Source organism: Pantoea sp. UYEF8 (genome assembly GCF_040546285.1).
Taxonomy (GTDB): Bacteria; Pseudomonadota; Gammaproteobacteria; order Enterobacterales; family Enterobacteriaceae; genus Pantoea; species Pantoea brenneri.
This window is the reverse complement of sequence record NZ_JBEPNM010000001.1, coordinates 273,147-288,935: the sequence shown is the minus strand read 5'-3', so window position 1 is coordinate 288,935 and position 15,789 is coordinate 273,147. Positions and strand designations below refer to the sequence as shown.

The 15,789-nt window shown below is 54.3% G+C and carries 12 protein-coding genes; 4 read left to right on the top strand and 8 right to left on the bottom strand.

What is annotated here, in order from left to right:
• Positions 1-138 precede the first annotated feature (138 nt).
• The 3 genes from ompF to pncB all read right to left on the bottom strand — a co-directional run bounded on the left by ompF (position 139) and on the right by pncB (position 4,355).
• Positions 139-1,290, bottom strand: a complete 1,152-nt coding sequence (gene ompF, locus ABIB18_RS01485) for a porin OmpF (protein WP_354473542.1) — start codon at positions 1,288-1,290, stop codon at positions 139-141.
• Positions 1,291-1,591: 301 nt separating this feature from the next.
• Entirely contained in the window at positions 1,592-2,992 is a 1,401-nt protein-coding gene (asnS, locus tag ABIB18_RS01480) for an asparagine--tRNA ligase (protein ID WP_031376622.1), read from the bottom strand.
• A 157-nt stretch (positions 2,993-3,149) separates the two neighbouring features.
• Positions 3,150-4,355, bottom strand: a complete 1,206-nt coding sequence (gene pncB, locus ABIB18_RS01475; RefSeq protein WP_031376621.1) for a nicotinate phosphoribosyltransferase — start codon at positions 4,353-4,355, stop codon at positions 3,150-3,152.
• 244 nt (positions 4,356-4,599) lie between these two features.
• Between pncB and pepN the strand changes: the two genes are divergently transcribed.
• Entirely contained in the window at positions 4,600-7,215 is a 2,616-nt protein-coding gene (pepN, locus tag ABIB18_RS01470; protein ID WP_159223716.1) for an aminopeptidase N, read from the top strand.
• 41 nt (positions 7,216-7,256) lie between these two features.
• Here the strand turns inward: pepN and ssuB are convergent, their stop codons facing one another.
• The 5 genes from ssuB to ssuE are packed head-to-tail and all read right to left on the bottom strand — an operon-like array spanning position 7,257 to position 11,424.
• A complete protein-coding gene (gene ssuB / locus ABIB18_RS01465; RefSeq protein WP_089561084.1) occupies positions 7,257-8,045 on the bottom strand; it encodes an aliphatic sulfonates ABC transporter ATP-binding protein in 789 nt (262 codons plus the stop codon).
• On the bottom strand, positions 8,042-8,833 hold the full coding sequence (gene ssuC, locus ABIB18_RS01460; RefSeq protein WP_031376619.1) for an aliphatic sulfonate ABC transporter permease SsuC: 792 nt from the start codon (positions 8,831-8,833) through the stop codon (positions 8,042-8,044). The genes ssuB and ssuC overlap by 4 nt, the downstream gene beginning before the upstream one ends.
• A gap of 10 nt (positions 8,834-8,843) precedes the next feature.
• Complete coding sequence (gene ssuD, locus ABIB18_RS01455) at positions 8,844-9,989, bottom strand: FMNH2-dependent alkanesulfonate monooxygenase (protein WP_354473540.1); 1,146 nt, start codon at positions 9,987-9,989, stop codon at positions 8,844-8,846.
• A gap of 10 nt (positions 9,990-9,999) precedes the next feature.
• Positions 10,000-10,860 carry an aliphatic sulfonate ABC transporter substrate-binding protein gene (locus ABIB18_RS01450; RefSeq protein ID WP_354473539.1) on the bottom strand — a complete coding sequence of 287 codons (861 nt, stop codon included), beginning with the start codon at positions 10,858-10,860 and terminating at the stop codon, positions 10,000-10,002.
• A gap of 12 nt (positions 10,861-10,872) precedes the next feature.
• Positions 10,873-11,424, bottom strand: coding sequence for an NADPH-dependent FMN reductase (ssuE, locus tag ABIB18_RS01445; RefSeq protein ID WP_069728117.1), 552 nt, complete (start codon positions 11,422-11,424; stop codon positions 10,873-10,875).
• Positions 11,425-12,173: 749 nt separating this feature from the next.
• Between ssuE and ABIB18_RS01440 the strand changes: the two genes are divergently transcribed.
• From ABIB18_RS01440 to pyrD, 3 genes are all read left to right on the top strand, one after another.
• On the top strand, positions 12,174-13,154 hold the full coding sequence (locus tag ABIB18_RS01440) for a glycosyltransferase family 2 protein (protein ID WP_046288414.1): 981 nt from the start codon (positions 12,174-12,176) through the stop codon (positions 13,152-13,154).
• 83 nt (positions 13,155-13,237) lie between these two features.
• Positions 13,238-14,539 (top strand): flippase, encoded by a 1,302-nt coding sequence (locus ABIB18_RS01435; RefSeq protein WP_069728118.1) that lies wholly within the window; start codon positions 13,238-13,240, stop codon positions 14,537-14,539.
• 134 nt (positions 14,540-14,673) lie between these two features.
• A complete protein-coding gene (gene pyrD / locus ABIB18_RS01430; protein WP_354473538.1) occupies positions 14,674-15,684 on the top strand; it encodes a quinone-dependent dihydroorotate dehydrogenase in 1,011 nt (336 codons plus the stop codon).
• Positions 15,685-15,789: the final 105 nt, after the last annotated feature.

The following is a 15,789-nucleotide window of genomic DNA, read 5'->3' as shown; positions in this document are numbered from 1 at the left end:
GCGCGCCTGCTTCCGCTCTGACCGCAGTCAGTGGAGCACCAATGAGGAAAGGAGTGGAAGAAAGAGGTTATCACCGGATAACAGACATAAAAAAACGGGGCCGATGGCCCCGTCTTTAAACATCTTCTGACAGCGAGATTAGAACTGGTAAACCAGGCCAACCGCTACAGTATCATCAGTGTTCAGACCCAGACGGTTGTCGTCATCCAGCTGGTTGATCTGATAGTCCACATAGGTAGACATGTTTTTGTTGAAGTAGTAGGTTGCGCCGATATCAATGTATTTGATCAGGTCAGCATCGCCCACGCCTTCGATATCTTTGCCTTTAGACTGAACGTAGGCGATAGATGGACGCAGACCGAAGTCGAACTGATACTGTGCAACCAGTTCAATGTTCTGTGCTTTGTTGGCAAAGCCCGCTACAGAGAATTTGTCACCGTTTGCCAGCGTACCGGTAGCGGTAACTGGGGTTGAGTTACGCGTTTCACCGTACATTGCAGCCAGGTAAACATTGTTTGCATCATACTTGATAGCGGTTGCCCAGTTCTCAGCACGTTTGCCCGCGCCCTGACCTGTGGTAGTGGTGACGCCATCGCCGCCAGCAGCAGGAGTAATAGTGGTACGTGCGCCAGCAGCCTGGTCGTTAGTACGATCGCTGCTGCTATAGGCACCCACGATACCCAGACCAATTGGTGAGGTATAAGAGGTTGATAAGCCCCAGCCGTCGCCGTTAGCACGACGCAGGTCGCTACGCTCGTTTTTGCCCTGGTACTGAGCGGCAAAGTCCCAGCCATCTACCAGGCCAAAGAAGTTGGTGTTGCGGTAGGTCAACAGGCCGGTGCTACGACCGTTCATGAAGTTATCTGAGTAGCCTGAGTCGCCACCGAATTCTGGCAGCATATCGGTCCAGCCGATTGCATCGTAAACCACACCGTAGTTACGGCCGTAGTCGATTGAGCCAGCATCACCGAATTTCAGACCAGCAAAGCCCAGACGGGTTCTGTTACCGTCTTGCGCATCATCGCCTTCAGAATTGTTAGCCTGAACGTTGTATTCCCACTGGCCGTAACCGGTCAGCTGGTCGTTAATCTGAGTTTCACCCTTGAAGCCGAAGCGAACGTAAGTATTGTCGCCATCGTTGCCGTCGTTATCAGAGAAGTAGTGCAGGCCAACGGCTTTACCGTACAGGTCCAGTTTGTTGCCGTCTTTATTATAAATTTCGGCTGCGTTTGCTGCGCCTGCGGCTAACAGAGCAGGGATAACCACTGCAAGAATATTGCGCTTCATCATTATTCATTACCCTCGTTGGAGTTATTTGTACACCTGCCACTGCCGTCAAGAAACCTTTACGGGAACCTTGAAAGAAGTTTGGTGTCTTCCTGTGTCTGCACGCATCTTTCCATCCCCCCAGCCTTAATTCTACCTCGAAAATGCTACGAAACTCGTAATCTGGTTTCAAAAGGAAAATATGTATTACAAAATGTAAAAAACACGGAACTTTGTGAGAGAACTCAAAATTTACAAAAATAAAAAAAGGCCGGCAGTGCCGACCTCTTTATATATATGAATTTCTTATAATTAATGCAGAAAGTTAGAAGCTCGCATTACGTGGAGTACGTGGGAAGGGGATAACGTCCCTTACATTTTGTACGCCGGTGACATAGGCGATTAAACGTTCGAAACCTAATCCAAAGCCAGAATGTGGCACGGTACCGTAGCGACGCAGGTCACGATACCACCAGTAATCTTCTTTATTCAGACCCATTTCCTGCAGGCGTGCATCAAGAACATCCAGACGCTCTTCACGCTGCGAACCACCGATAATTTCACCGATGCCCGGTGCCAGTACGTCCATCGCCGCCACGGTTTTACCGTCGTCGTTCAGACGCATATAAAACGCTTTAATGTCTTTCGGGTAATTTTTCACCACCACCGGCGCTTTAAAATGCTTCTCGGCCAGATAACGTTCATGCTCAGAGGAGAGATCGATACCCCATGACACCGGATTCTCAAAGCTCTGACCGCAGTTGATCAGAATCTCAACCGCGTCGGTGTAGTCGACCTGGGCGAAGTCGGTAGTGATGAAACGCTGCAGGCGCTCAACCGCTTCTTTATCAACGCGCTCAGCAAAGAACGCCATATCATCAGCACGCTCTTCCAGCACCGCGTTGAACACATACTTCAGCATCGCCTCCGCCAGCGCAGCTGCATCATCCAGCGACGCGAAGGCGATTTCCGGCTCCAGCATCCAGAACTCCGCCAGATGGCGGCTGGTGTTAGAGTTTTCTGCGCGGAAGGTCGGGCCAAAGGTATAAATCTTTGACAGGGCGCTGGCATAGGTTTCGCCGTTCAGCTGACCAGAAACGGTCAGGAACGCTTCCTTGCCAAAGAAATCTTCGCTGAAATCGACTTTGCCCTGATCGTTGCGCGGCAGGTTTTCAAGATCCAGCGTTGAGACGCGGAACATCTCACCGGCACCTTCAGTATCCGAGGCGGTAATCAGCGGGGTGGAGACCCAGAAATAACCATTTTCATGGAAAAAGCGATGCAGCGCCTGCGCCAGAGTATGACGAACGCGGGCGACGGCACCGATCAGATTGGTACGTGGACGCAGGTGAGCCACTTCACGCAGATACTCAATGCTATGACGTTTCGCCGCCATCGGGTAGCTGTCAGGATCTTCCACCCAGCCAACAACCTCAAGACGGGTTGCCTGAATCTCAAAAGCCTGGCCCTGGCCGGGCGAGGCCACCACGGTGCCGGTGACAATCACGGAACAGCCGGTGGTCAGACGCAATACTTCATCTTGATAATTATTCAGAGAATTATTGACGACTGCCTGAACGGGATTAAAGCAGGAGCCGTCATATACGGCGATGAAGGAAAGACCGGCTTTTGAATCTCTTCGGGTACGCACCCAACCACGTACGGTGACTTCACTGTCAACCGCGACGCGACCGTGCAGTACGTCCGCTACAGGCACAACGCTCATAAATATCTCTCTATATAGAAGAAGTGAGTAAAAAGGTCCCCGAACCGGGGGTTTTGCTATGTTACTTGTGAGTCTTCAGGAAACAAGCAAAATCCGGCGGAATGGACGATTTATTACAGCAGAAGCGGGGCGCATCAACGCCCCGATAAGAAGTGGCTTAACTCGCTTTTTTCACCAGCGGCAGATCAAAGGCTTTACGCAAAGCCCGGACAAAGGCTTTATCCTGGCAAATGGTTTTGCCCGGACTGTCGGACAGTTTCGCCACCGGTTTGCCGTTGCACTGCACCAGCTTAATCACAATATTCAGTGGCGTGACGCCCGGGATATCACACGTCAGGCGGGTACCAATGCCGAAAATGACCCGGGTACGCTGACCGAAATGGCGATAGAGCGCCAGCGCTTTGTCGAGGTTGAGATTGTCGGAAAAGACCAGCGTTTTGCTTTGCGGGTCGATACCCAGCTTCTGATAGTGGGCGAGGGCTTTCTCGCCCCATTCGACCGGATCGCCGGAGTCGTGGCGCAGCCCCTGATAGCGTCGGGCAAACACCGGACCAAAATCACGCAGGAAGGCATCCATAGCGATACAGTCGGTCAGGGCGATGCCGAGCTGATCATCATATTCATCCAGCCACGCCTGCAGCGCGGCGCGCTGGCTGTTGGCCAGTACCGGGCTGATCTGCTGGAACGCCTGGAACCACTCGTGCGCCTGCGTACCGACCGGCGTCAGCGTCAGGCGCCGCGCCAGATCGTAGTTGCTGGTGCCGATCAGCCACGGGAAATCCTGTTTCAGCGTCGCCACTATCGCCTGCTGTACATCCTGCGAGTAGCGACGGCGGGTGCCGAAATCCATCAGGTGGAAGCGTGACATATCCAGATCGGCCACCTGGTGAGTAAAGTCGGCAAGTTTCTGCTGCAGATGATCGACCGCCTGCTGAGTGGTGACCTCAGGGGTGCGGTGACGATGCACCACTTCACTGATCAGCGCCAGCAGCGGCACCTCCCACAAAATCACTTCGCGCCACGGTCCCTGAATACGCAGTTCAAGTTTGCCATGGTGATTACGTACCTCAACCTGATCGGGGTTGTAGCGAAAATCGCGCAGCCAGTTGAGGTAATCCTGCTGAAAGAAGGGCAGGCGGGATAACCAGTGATATTCGTCATCGGTCAGCGCCAGCGTTTGCATTGCGCGAATCTCGTCACGAATCTCATCAGCGTAGAGGCCCAGCAGTTCGTCGCCGCGGCAGCGAAACTCCGCCGCCACCGTGACATCATGATAGCGGTGGAAGACGGCTTGCTGCATGTGGAGCTTATAAGCGTCCGTATCGAGCAGCGAGGTCAGTATCGGGGAAGCATGTCCTGTCATGGCGCGTTTCAGCATCCTGTTCGGTGGCGCAGAGCCCGGTGTTGTACACAGTCTTAAAGACGCGGAAGTATAATTCAGTCATTAACGCCAATCACAGCATATTTCACTGTAGTGGGTCGAGGCCAATCTGTGCCATTGTTAACAAATTGTAGCCATTTCACGCATTACGTGCATTGTGCGTGGCAAGCTTGTAGTAACAAGCTTAGACTTTGCCAGGTAAACTTATAACAACGCGAGACGGAATATGACGCAACAGCCCCAAATTAAATATCGCCACGATTACCGTGCGCCGGATTACACCATTACTGACATTGACTTAACCTTTGAACTGGATGCGTCGACCACCCGCGTAACGGCTATCAGTCAGGTTAAACGTCTCGGTGACAACCAGGCTGATTTGCGTCTGGATGGCGAAGATTTAACGCTGATCGCGCTTGAGGTGGATGGACAACCCTGGACGGATTATCGCCAGCAGAACGGTGCGCTGGTGCTCAGCCAGCTGCCAGAAAGTTTCACGCTGAAAATCATCAACGATATTCATCCGGATCAGAACACGGCGCTGGAAGGGTTATACAAATCAGGCGAGGCGCTATGCACTCAATGTGAGGCTGAAGGCTTCCGTCATATTACCTGGTATCTGGATCGCCCGGATGTGCTGGCGCGTTTCACCACCACCATTTTTGCCGACGGCGAACGCTATCCTTACCTGCTGTCAAACGGTAACCGCGTCGACAGTGGACGTGATGAGCAGGGCCGTAGCTGGGTCAAATGGCAGGACCCGTTCCCGAAACCTTGCTACCTGTTTGCGTTGGTGGCGGGAGACTTCGACGTGCTGCGCGACAGTTTCACCACCCGTTCCGGCCGTGATGTGGCGCTGGAGATTTTTGTCGATCGTGGCAATCTCGACCGCGCCGACTGGGCGATGACCTCGCTGAAAAACAGCATGAAGTGGGATGAGGAGCGTTTCGGTCTCGAATACGACCTCGACATCTTTATGATCGTGGCGGTCGACTTCTTCAACATGGGCGCGATGGAAAACAAAGGCCTGAACGTCTTTAACGCCAAATATGTGCTGGCGAAAGCGGAAACCGCCACAGATAAAGATTATCTCGGTATTGAAGCGGTGATCGGCCACGAATATTTTCATAACTGGACCGGCAACCGTGTCACCTGTCGTGACTGGTTCCAGCTCAGCCTGAAAGAGGGGCTGACGGTGTTCCGCGATCAGGAGTTCAGTTCTGACCTCGGTTCACGTGCCGTTAATCGCATCGACAACGTGCGTATCGTGCGTGGCGCGCAGTTTGCTGAAGATGCCAGTCCGATGGCTCACCCGATCCGCCCGGATCAGGTGATTGAAATGAATAATTTCTACACCCTTACCGTGTATGAAAAAGGATCGGAAGTGATCCGGATGCTGCACACCCTGTTGGGCGAGGCTAATTTCCAGAAGGGAATGCAGCTCTATTTTGATCGTCACGACGGCAGTGCGGCCACCTGCGATGACTTCGTGCAGGCAATGGAAGATGCCTCCAACGTGGATCTGTCACAGTTCCGCCGCTGGTACAGCCAGTCCGGTACGCCAGTGCTGACGGTACGCGATGATTACAACCCGGAGCTGGAGCAATACACGCTGCACGTCACGCAGCACACGCCTGCGACCGCCGATCAGAAAGAGAAACTGCCGCTGCATATCCCGCTCGATATCGAGCTGTATGATAACGAAGGGCAGGTGATTCCGCTGCAGCACAACGGCCACCCGGTGCATCACGTGCTGAACGTCACCGAGGAGTTCCAGTCCTTCATTTTCGATAATGTCTACTTCCAGCCGGTGCCGTCGCTGCTGCGTGAATTCTCTGCGCCGGTGAAGCTCGATTACAAATGGAGCGATGCGCAGCTCACCTTCCTGATGCGTCATGCGCGTAACGATTTTTCACGCTGGGATGCAGCACAGAGCCTGCTGGCAACCTATATCCGTCTCAACGTGGCGCGCTATCAGCAGGGGCAGCATCTGTCACTGCCGCTGCATGTGGCAGACGCGTTCCGCGCAGTACTGCTCGATGCCGACTGCGATCCGGCGCTGACCGCGCTGATTCTGACGTTGCCGACTGAAAATGAGATCGCCGAACTGTTCGATGTCATCGATCCACAGGCGATTGCGCTGGTACGTGACGCACTGCAGCGCACCCTGGCGCGCGAGCTGGCTGACGAGTTCTTTGCGATCTATAACGCCAATCAGCAGAGTGAATACCGGGTTGAGCATGACGCGATTGGTCAGCGCAGCCTGAAAAATATCTGCCTGACCTATCTGGCCTTTGGCGATGCGCAACTGGCGGACAAGCTGGTGCAGGTGCAGTATCACCAGGCGACCAACATGACCGATTCGCTGGCGGCACTCTCCGCAGCGGTAGCGGCGCAGCTGCCGTGCCGCGATGCGCTGCTGGCGGCCTACGATGAGCGCTGGCATCAGGATGGTCTGGTGATGGACAAGTGGTTTGTGCTGCAGGCCACCAGTCCGGCGGCCAATGTGCTGCGTAATGTGCGTCAGTTACTTAACCACCGCTCCTTCAGCATGAGCAACCCTAACCGGGTACGCTCGCTGGTGGGTGCCTTTGCCTCCGCTAACCCGGCTGCGTTCCATGCCAAAGATGGCAGCGGCTATAAATTCCTGGTGGAGATGCTGATCGATCTGAACACCCGTAACCCGCAGGTTGCGGCGCGGATGGTCGAGCCATTGATTCGACTGAAACGCTATGACGACGATCGTCAGGCGATGATGCGCGAGGCACTGGAACAGCTGAAAGGGCTGGAGAAGTTGTCGGGCGATCTCTACGAGAAGATCACCCGGGCGCTGAACGCCTGATAGCAGAACGGCGGAGTGCCAGTCGGGCTCCGCCGTTTTTTTTAACGCTGTCGCGCGACACGGACCGGTTGCGAGGGTGCGGTGCGTCGCATTACCCGATCCAGCACTTCCGCCTCTAATTCTGCCAGCCGCGGCGATCCGCGCCTTCTGGGACGCGGTAAATCAACCAGCAGATCCAGACCAATCTCGCCTTCTTCAATCAATAGCACCCGATCGGCCATCGCCACCGCTTCACTCACATCATGGGTGACCAGCAGTACCGTGAAATGATGCTGCTGCCACAGCGATTCAATCAGTTCCTGCATTTCGATGCGGGTCAGGGCATCCAGCGCACCCAGTGGCTCATCCAGCAGCAGCAAACCCGGCCGATGAATCAGCGCTCTGGCCAGCGCTACCCGCTGTTTCTGTCCGCCTGAGAGAGTAGCCGGCCACTCACTGGCCCGATCGGCAAGCCCGACCGCCGCCAGCGCCTCCTGTGCCGCACTGCGCCAGGCGTTGCCTTTTAGCCCGAGGCCGACATTATCAATCACCTTTTTCCACGGCAGCAGCCGCGCGTCCTGAAACATCAGGCGGGTATCGTCACGTGCCGACTGTAACGGCGCATTGCCCGCCAGTAGCTGGCCGCTGGAAGTCTGCTCCAGCCCGGCCAGCAGGCGCAGCAGGGTACTTTTGCCGCAGCCGCTGCGGCCAACCACCGCCACGAACTGACCTGACGGAATATGCAGGTCGATGTTCTTCAGAATGGTACGGTTGCCATACTGCTTGCTGACGTTGTTAACGCCAACCGGGGTGCCCGCATTGAGGCGCGCCGGGGAAAGGGTCTGACTCATGCGTTCTCCTCCTTCAGTTGATAAGCCGGATGCCAGCGCAGCCAGACGCGTTCCAGCAACAACGCGGCGACATCAGCCAGTTTACCGAGCAGGGCATACAGAATGATGGCGACCACCACCACATCGGTCTGCAAAAATTCACGCGCATTCATCGCCAGATAGCCGATGCCCGAATTTGCCGAAATGGTTTCTGCCACGATCAACGTCAGCCACATCAGGCCGAGCGCGAAACGAACGCCGACCATGATGTTCGGTAGCGCACCGGGCAGGATCACCTGAATAAACAGGCTCCAGCCGGTGAGGCCATAGCTGCGGGCCATCTCCACCAGTCCGCGATCGATGTTACGAATGCCGTGGTAGGTATTCAGGTAGATCGGAAACAGCGTGCCGAGCGCCACCAGGAAGATTTTGGCCGACTCATCAATACCGAACCACAGAATGACCAGCGGGATCAGCGCCAGATGGGGAACGTTACGTAACATCTGAACCGAGGTATCCAGCAGCCGCTCGCCGGTGCGGGAGGTGCCGGTGATCAGCCCCAGCAGCAGACCAATCGATCCGCCGATGCTGAAACCAATCAGTGCCCGCCAGCTACTGATCGCCAGGTGTTGCCACAGTTCACCGCTGGCGGCCAGCTGCCAGAACGTGGTCACTATTTTTTCAGGCGCCGGCAAAATGCGGGTCGATAACCAGCCGGTTTGCGAGGCGATCTGCCACGCCACCACCAGTAGAGCTGGCAGCACCCACGGCACCAGCGTATCGGCGAGACGTTTACCTGTTCTGGCCATGATGTTCTCCTCAGCCGCGGGCGACTTTTTTCTCAGGGGTAAAATCGTTGGCGACCGCTTCTCCGTGTGCCTGCACTACGCGCGGCTGTGGCACCAGCGGAACCTGCAGATCGAGATGCGGGAACAGCAACTCGCCAACCCGATAAGCTTCTTCCAGGTGTGGATAGCCGGACAAAATGAAGGTTTCAATACCCAGCGCTTCATACTCTTTAATCCGCGCGGCGACCGTGGGGCCATCGCCGACCAGCGCGGTCCCTGCGCCGCTGCGCACCAGGCCGACGCCAGCCCACAGGTTCGGACTGATTTCCAGCTTGTCGCGCCGTCCGCCGTGTAGCGCCGCCATCCGACGCTGCCCGACCGAATCTGCTCGCTGAAACGCCGCCTGCGCTTTGGCGATGGTGGCATCGTCCACGTTGGCGATCAGTTTGTCGGCCGCCTGCCAGGCTTCTTCATTGGTTTCACGCACGATCACGTGCAGACGAATACCGAAACGTACCGTACGTCCCTGCGCGGCGGCTTTCGCACGGACCTGGTCGATTTTCTCTTTCACCAGAGCCGGTGGTTCACCCCAGGTAAGATAGACATCGACCTGTTCAGCTGCCAGATCCTGAGCCGGTTCAGACGAGCCACCAAACCACAACGGCGGACGCGGTTGCTGTACCGGTTTAAACATCAGGCGGGCACCGCGCACCTTAACGTGCTTGCCTTCGTAATCGACCGTTTCGCCCTCCAGCAACCGACGCCATACGCGGGTAAATTCAGCTGACTCGGCGTAGCGCTCACGGTGATCGAGGAACACCCCGTCGCCCGCCAGCTCTTCCGGATCGCCGCCGGTCACCAGATTAAACAGCGCGCGACCGTTGGATAAGCGATCCAGCGTTGCCGCCTGACGCGCCGCCTGGGTCGGCGAAATCACGCCAGGCCGTAAAGCCACCAGAAAACGCAGGCGCTGTGTCACCGGGATCAATGACGCGGCAACCAGCCAGGCATCTTCACAGGATCGGCCGGTCGGGATCAGTACGCCGCCAAAGCCGAGACGGTCGGCTGCCTGCGCCACCTGTTGCAGATAGGCGTGATCCACCGGACGTGCGCCTTCTGCGGTGCCAAGATAGTGGCCGTCGCCATGGGTTGGCAGAAACCAGAATATGGATACCATTTTTTGCTCCTTATTGAGTCACGGTATGCGGTTGCCAGATGCGATCGCGAATCGACACTTTCACTGGCAGCAGATGATTGGCGATCACCGGCTCGGGTAAGCCTATCGCCTGCGCTAACAGCGTAATACTCTGTGGCCGCTGGCTGACGGTCAGCGCATCGGCTGCACTAAAGGTGTCCAGCACCTGCTGAATGAATGCACCGTGCGCCTCGGCATAACTGCGGGTGGCTAAATAGAACGAGCCGGTCAGATTGAGTTTGCTGCCATCAACCAGCACCCGGGAATTGCCCTGTAACAGCACCGACGAGTAATAGGGATCCCAGATCGCCCAGGCATCAACATTTCCCTGCTGAAACGCGGCGCGTGCATCCGCGGGGGTAAGATAAACCGGGGTGATATCTTTAAAGCTCAGACCAGCCTGCTGCAGGGCTCGCAACAGTAAATTGTGCGAGCTGGAGCCTTTCTGAAAAGCGACTTTCTTGCCTTTCAGATCCGCTACCTGTTGCAGCGTGCTGGTTTTCGGTACCAGAATCACTTCAGCCTGCGGCTTGGGCGGTTCGGAGCCGACATAGAGTAAATCTGCGCCCGCCGCCTGGGCGAACAGCGGCGGAAGATCGCCGGTGCTGCCGAGATCGATACTGTTCACATTCAGCGCTTCCAGCATCTGTGGACCGGCCGGAAATTCAATCCACTGAATTTTGGTGTGCGGAAAACGCTTCTCTAATAGCTGGTGCGATTTTGCCAGCACCATACTGACTGACCCTTTTTGATAACCGATACGAATTTGCGCTGGATCGGGCTCAGCAGCCTGCGCCTGCAGGCCAGCCAGTAATAATCCCGCCGTCAGCCACTTAGCGAACCTCTGTTTCATCGAACTGCTCCTTTATACCGCTTGTGCAACGGGATGATGATGACGGGTCAGCGCCAGCCAGAACGCAGCTACCGCGTCGTCAAGGCGCTGTGCCAGCGAGTCCTGTAACTCTGGCTGACGATCGTAATGATGAATCTGGTTATCTTCGGCATACACGCCGTGAAGAATCTCCTGCGCTTTCAGCGCGTTAAGCACCGGCTTAAGGGCGTAGTCAAGGGCCAGCATGTGGCCGGCACTGCCGCCGCTGGCTAAAGGCAACACCACCTTGTGCTCCAGTGCGCGTTCCGGCAGCAGATCAAGCAGGGTTTTGAGTGCACCAGAAAAAGAGGCTTTATAGATTGGCGTCGCCACAATCAGACCATCCGCGGCGGCCAGATCTTCGCGTAACGCCAGCAGCGCCGGGGCGTCAAAACGCGCATTGATCAGATCGTCCGGCTGGAAGTTATGAATGTTCCACGGAATGACTTCGATACCCCGTGCTTCCAGTTTGTGCTGACACAGCGTCAATAACGACGTTGAGCGTGAAGGAAACCGTGGGCTGCCTGCCAGCGTAATAACTCGCATCATCACTCCTTATAACTAAAAGTTATTGATTATCTAATGTTGAGAACTTATGCCTTCATACTGTCAGAGCAGGGGAGTGGGCTTAAATGATTTATCTGGCAATCTAAAAGTGAAATCTGCAAATAGGCGGGTTAAGCAATAAGCCGTGATAAAGCGGCTTCCGATAATTCTTAAAATTCGGGCGGTTCGTCCGATCACTCATTAAAGGTGATGATGCGAGATCACAAAATAAGCGAGCCGTCGCCAGTAAATCATCCGCTGGCTGATTGCTTAAACATTCTTATTATGGTGAGCCGCGCAAAAAACGTAGCGGCAGGGGCAGAAATCAGGAAAAGCGATATAAAATCAACCCCTCCCAGGGCGTGGCAGGGAGTGGGGCTCAGATTAATTGCAGAAACGTCACTGAAACGAACAGAATGTAATGTTGAAGATATTAACGCTTTCAGGTATTCGCTTACATTTTCCGGATTCTGGTTACCGCTGCTTTTTGCCGGGAAATTAAATCAATCCTCAACCGTTTTATCGTCGTGCCGGACTATAGATGCAACTTATTTAACAGTGAGAGTCACCTGACCACTGCAGCCTTTTTTTCCCGACTGGTCTTTATCGGCTTAACCGGTTTAAGATAATCAGGCTCAAAGTAAGCAGCCATAATAACGACTATTCCTTTTCCGACGTTTCGCCTCTGGTCTGGACCTGCATCAGGCAGGTGAATCGTATTGTCATTTTCTAACAGCAGAGAATTGCCTATGTCTGACATCCTGTTATCGGTGATTATTCCGACTTACAACGTTGAAAAATATATTGTGGAGTGCGTTGATTCATTATTGCGCCAGGTAAAAGCGCCCAATGAAATAATCATCGTTAATGATGGATCAACCGATGGAACACTGGCCCTGATTGAACAGAATTATGCGCATCTTTCTCAGGTAAAAGTTATCACCATTGAAAACGGCGGGCTCGGCAATGCTCGTGACACCGGTATTGCGCTGGCTCAGGGCGAGTTCCTGTTCTTCTGTGATCCGGATGATGTGGTCGTCGATGGGCTGGTGGCGGAACTGGCCAGCGTCGTAGAGAAACATCCCCGCACCGACCTGTTCTGCTTTAATTCCTGCGTCTACGAAGATGGCCATATCGACGTCACCTCACCCAAAGTTAAGCATGACCAGTTTGGTGTGCAGCCGCCGCAGGAAGTCTTTATGCGCCTGCTGCGTAACGGCAGCTATACCTCGGCGGTCTGGAACTACGTGCTGAGAAAAAGCGTGATAGAGCAGCATAAATTACGCTTCGTTCGCCGGATACATGAAGATCATAATTTCACGCTGTCGGTGTTTATGAAATGTCAGCAGGCATGGGTCAGCCGTCAGGTTTATTATAAGCAGCGTATTCGCAGCGGCTCACTGACAAACAGTACCAAAGGCGATGAGTTTTTCTTTCAGCGCTATGACGCCTTTATGCATGCCTACAATACGCTGAATAGCTCCCAGGCTAAAACAGAGTGGCGCACGACGCTGGAGAAAGCCTATTTAACCCATTCGTTCCGCCTGATGATCTATTTATCACTGTATAATCAGACGCCGGTGCCGGAATATGTGCGTAATGCCATTCGTTTTATGGGGCGTGAGGTGAAAGCGCAGAACTTTAAAGAGTGGTTGCTGTTTAATCAACCGGATCTGTTTATTGCGTTGCAGAGTTATAAGGTCAAAAAAGAAATTAACCGCGCAGCCTGATTCTGAAAAGTGTTTAGCGATATTGTTTATGCCTTAGCGAAATGAGAAGGTGAGACATGCAATGTGTATAAGGTTGTTGCGACATGGCAAAAGTTCTTGATAAAAGTCTGATTATTAATATCTTCTCACTGCTGGCCTACCGCGGCGCTTCGTTTCTGTTTCCGCTGGCGACCTTGCCTTATCTGGCGCGTATTCTCGGCGTCGAGCAGATGGGGACCCTGGCGCTGGCGATTGCCTGCGTGCTCTATTGCAGCACCATCTCCGACTGGGGGTTCAACGTCTTTACCACCAAAGATATTGCTCACCATCGTGATGACAAAGCGCGGGTCAGTCAGCTGTTCTGGTCGACCTTCAATGCCAAACTGATGCTGCTGGTGCTGACCAGCGGCACCTTGTTGACGGCCACCTGGTTTAACCCGGCCTGGCATCCGCTGTTCTTTATTATCCTTGCCAACTGCACCACGCTGATCGGCTCGCTGTTTTCGTTTGGCTGGCTGATGCAGGGCTTTGAGAAGCTCGGCAAAACGGCGGTGATTGCCACCTTTGGTAACTTCTGCGCTATCCCGCTGACCTTTTTGCTGGTCAAAACGCCTGAGGATACCTGGCTGGCTGCCCTGATCCCGGGTGCCGTTTCGATTATCAGTGCGGCCATCACCCTGAAGTTTGTACTGGAGATGAAGGTGATTGGCCGTTATCGCTTTGAGCCACGCGAAATCAAACAGCGCATCACTGACAGCATGGATGTGTTTATCGCTATCGCCGGGGCCAATCTGTTTAACAGCGTCAATGTGGTGATCCTCGCGTCGTTTACCTCGCACTATATGGTCGGTATCTACAATGGGGCAGACCGCCTGCGTAAAGCAGCGAACTCGGTGCCGGAACAGATCGGCAGCGCCTTCTTTCCACGCGTCAGCCACCTGTTTGGACGCGATAAGCGCGCAGCGATTGCCGCAACCCGCAAAAGTTTGCTGCTCTCTTTTTCTCTCAGCCTGTCGATTGTGATATTTACCTGGCTGTTTGCCGATCAGGTGGTATCGCTACTGCTGGGTAAAGCTTTTATGCCGTCGGCGGATGTGCTGCGGGTGTTCGTGCTCTGCTTCCTGTTCGGTAATATCTCTTATCCGGCCGGTTTGCAGATCCTGATCCCGCATGGCCTGGCGCGCCAGCGTATGCTGGTGATGATGGCGGCCGGGGTAATTAACGTGCCGCTTTGCTGCCTGCTGGCGTGGCAGTATGGGGCGATAGGTGCCGCCTGGTCGATGGTGCTGGCGGAAGCATTCGTCTGTATCGGCATTTTTGGCATCATGCTGCGTCGCGGTATTCTGCGTGAATACCTGTTTCCTGCACACGCCCGAATCGACCCCGTAAACGATTCCGTGGGGTAAGATCAACTCAGCTTCAGATATTTTTCCCCATCCTCGCCGTTCGATTTACTTTTGCGCCAGAGCACTTTACCATTCTGGCGCACATTTTCCCGTGCACCGACTTTCACGATTGCTTCCGTCCTTCAGGAGAGTGCATGTTTTATCCTATCGTCCGACCGGCGCTGTTCAAACTCGACCCCGAGCGCGCGCACGAACTCACCTTTCAGCAACTGCGTTTTATGAGCGGCACACCGCTGGAAGGGTTATTCCGCCAGAAGCTGCCGTCGCGTCCGGTAACCTGCATGGGATTAACCTTTGATAACGCCCTTGGCCTGGCGGCAGGTCTGGATAAAAATGCCGAATGTATCGATGCCTTTGGCGCGATGGGCTTCGGTTTCGTTGAGGTCGGTACTGTGACGCCACGTGCCCAGCTGGGCAATGACAAACCGCGGATGTTTCGGTTAGTCGAAGCGGGCGGCATTATTAATCGCATGGGGTTCAATAATCTCGGCGTTGATCACCTGGTCGAAAACGTGAAAAAAGCGCGTTTTAAAGGCGTACTGGGGATCAATATTGGTAAAAATAAAGATACGCCGGTCGAGCAGGGCAAAGAGGACTATCTGATCTGCATGGAAAAGGTCTATGCCCATGCCGGTTATATTGCGATCAATATCTCCTCGCCGAACACCCCGGGATTACGTTCACTGCAATATGGCGAAGCGCTGGACGATCTGCTGGTTTCAATCAAACAAAAACAAAAAGAGCTGGAACAACGTCACTTAAAATATGTTCCGGTGGCGGTAAAAATCGCGCCTGATCTCACCGAAGAGGAGTTAATTCAGGTCGCTGACAGTTTAATCCGGCACCAGATTGATGGCGTCATTGCTACCAATACCACCCTCGATCGTTCACTGGTGAGTGGCCTTAAATATGCTGAAGAAGCCGGTGGGCTGAGTGGGCGTCCGGTCCAGTCGCGCAGCACCGAGGTGATTCGGCGCCTGTCTCAGGAGCTGAAGGGGCAACTGCCAATTATTGGTGTAGGCGGGATCGATTCTCTGACCGCAGCGCGCGAAAAGATCGCAGCGGGTGCCACGCTGGTGCAGATTTATTCCGGCTTTATTTATCAGGGGCCAGGATTAATTAAAGATATCGTCACGTATCTCTAAGACATTTCTCACAATCGTAAGCCGGGGGGTTTATTTATCCTTCCGGCTCGTTTATATTTTGGCCTGTTGCACGAATTTTCAGCTTTTCCTTATGTTTCATTTTTC

Bases quoted from the DNA above. Each gene is read 5' to 3' on its own strand.
- ompF (WP_354473542.1), bottom strand. From the start codon at position 1,290: ATGATGAAGCGCAATATTCTTGCAGTGGTTATCCCTGCTCTGTTAGCC.
- asnS (WP_031376622.1), bottom strand. From the start codon at position 2,992: ATGAGCGTTGTGCCTGTAGCGGACGTACTGCACGGTCGCGTCGCGGTT.
- pncB (WP_031376621.1), bottom strand. From the start codon at position 4,355: ATGACAGGACATGCTTCCCCGATACTGACCTCGCTGCTCGATACGGAC.
- pepN (WP_159223716.1), top strand. From the start codon at position 4,600: ATGACGCAACAGCCCCAAATTAAATATCGCCACGATTACCGTGCGCCG.
- ssuB (WP_089561084.1), bottom strand. From the start codon at position 8,045: ATGAGTCAGACCCTTTCCCCGGCGCGCCTCAATGCGGGCACCCCGGTT.
- ssuC (WP_031376619.1), bottom strand. From the start codon at position 8,833: ATGGCCAGAACAGGTAAACGTCTCGCCGATACGCTGGTGCCGTGGGTG.
- ssuD (WP_354473540.1), bottom strand. From the start codon at position 9,989: ATGGTATCCATATTCTGGTTTCTGCCAACCCATGGCGACGGCCACTAT.
- ABIB18_RS01450 (WP_354473539.1), bottom strand. From the start codon at position 10,860: ATGAAACAGAGGTTCGCTAAGTGGCTGACGGCGGGATTATTACTGGCT.
- ssuE (WP_069728117.1), bottom strand. From the start codon at position 11,424: ATGCGAGTTATTACGCTGGCAGGCAGCCCACGGTTTCCTTCACGCTCA.
- ABIB18_RS01440 (WP_046288414.1), top strand. From the start codon at position 12,174: ATGTCTGACATCCTGTTATCGGTGATTATTCCGACTTACAACGTTGAA.
- ABIB18_RS01435 (WP_069728118.1), top strand. From the start codon at position 13,238: ATGGCAAAAGTTCTTGATAAAAGTCTGATTATTAATATCTTCTCACTG.
- pyrD (WP_354473538.1), top strand. From the start codon at position 14,674: ATGTTTTATCCTATCGTCCGACCGGCGCTGTTCAAACTCGACCCCGAG.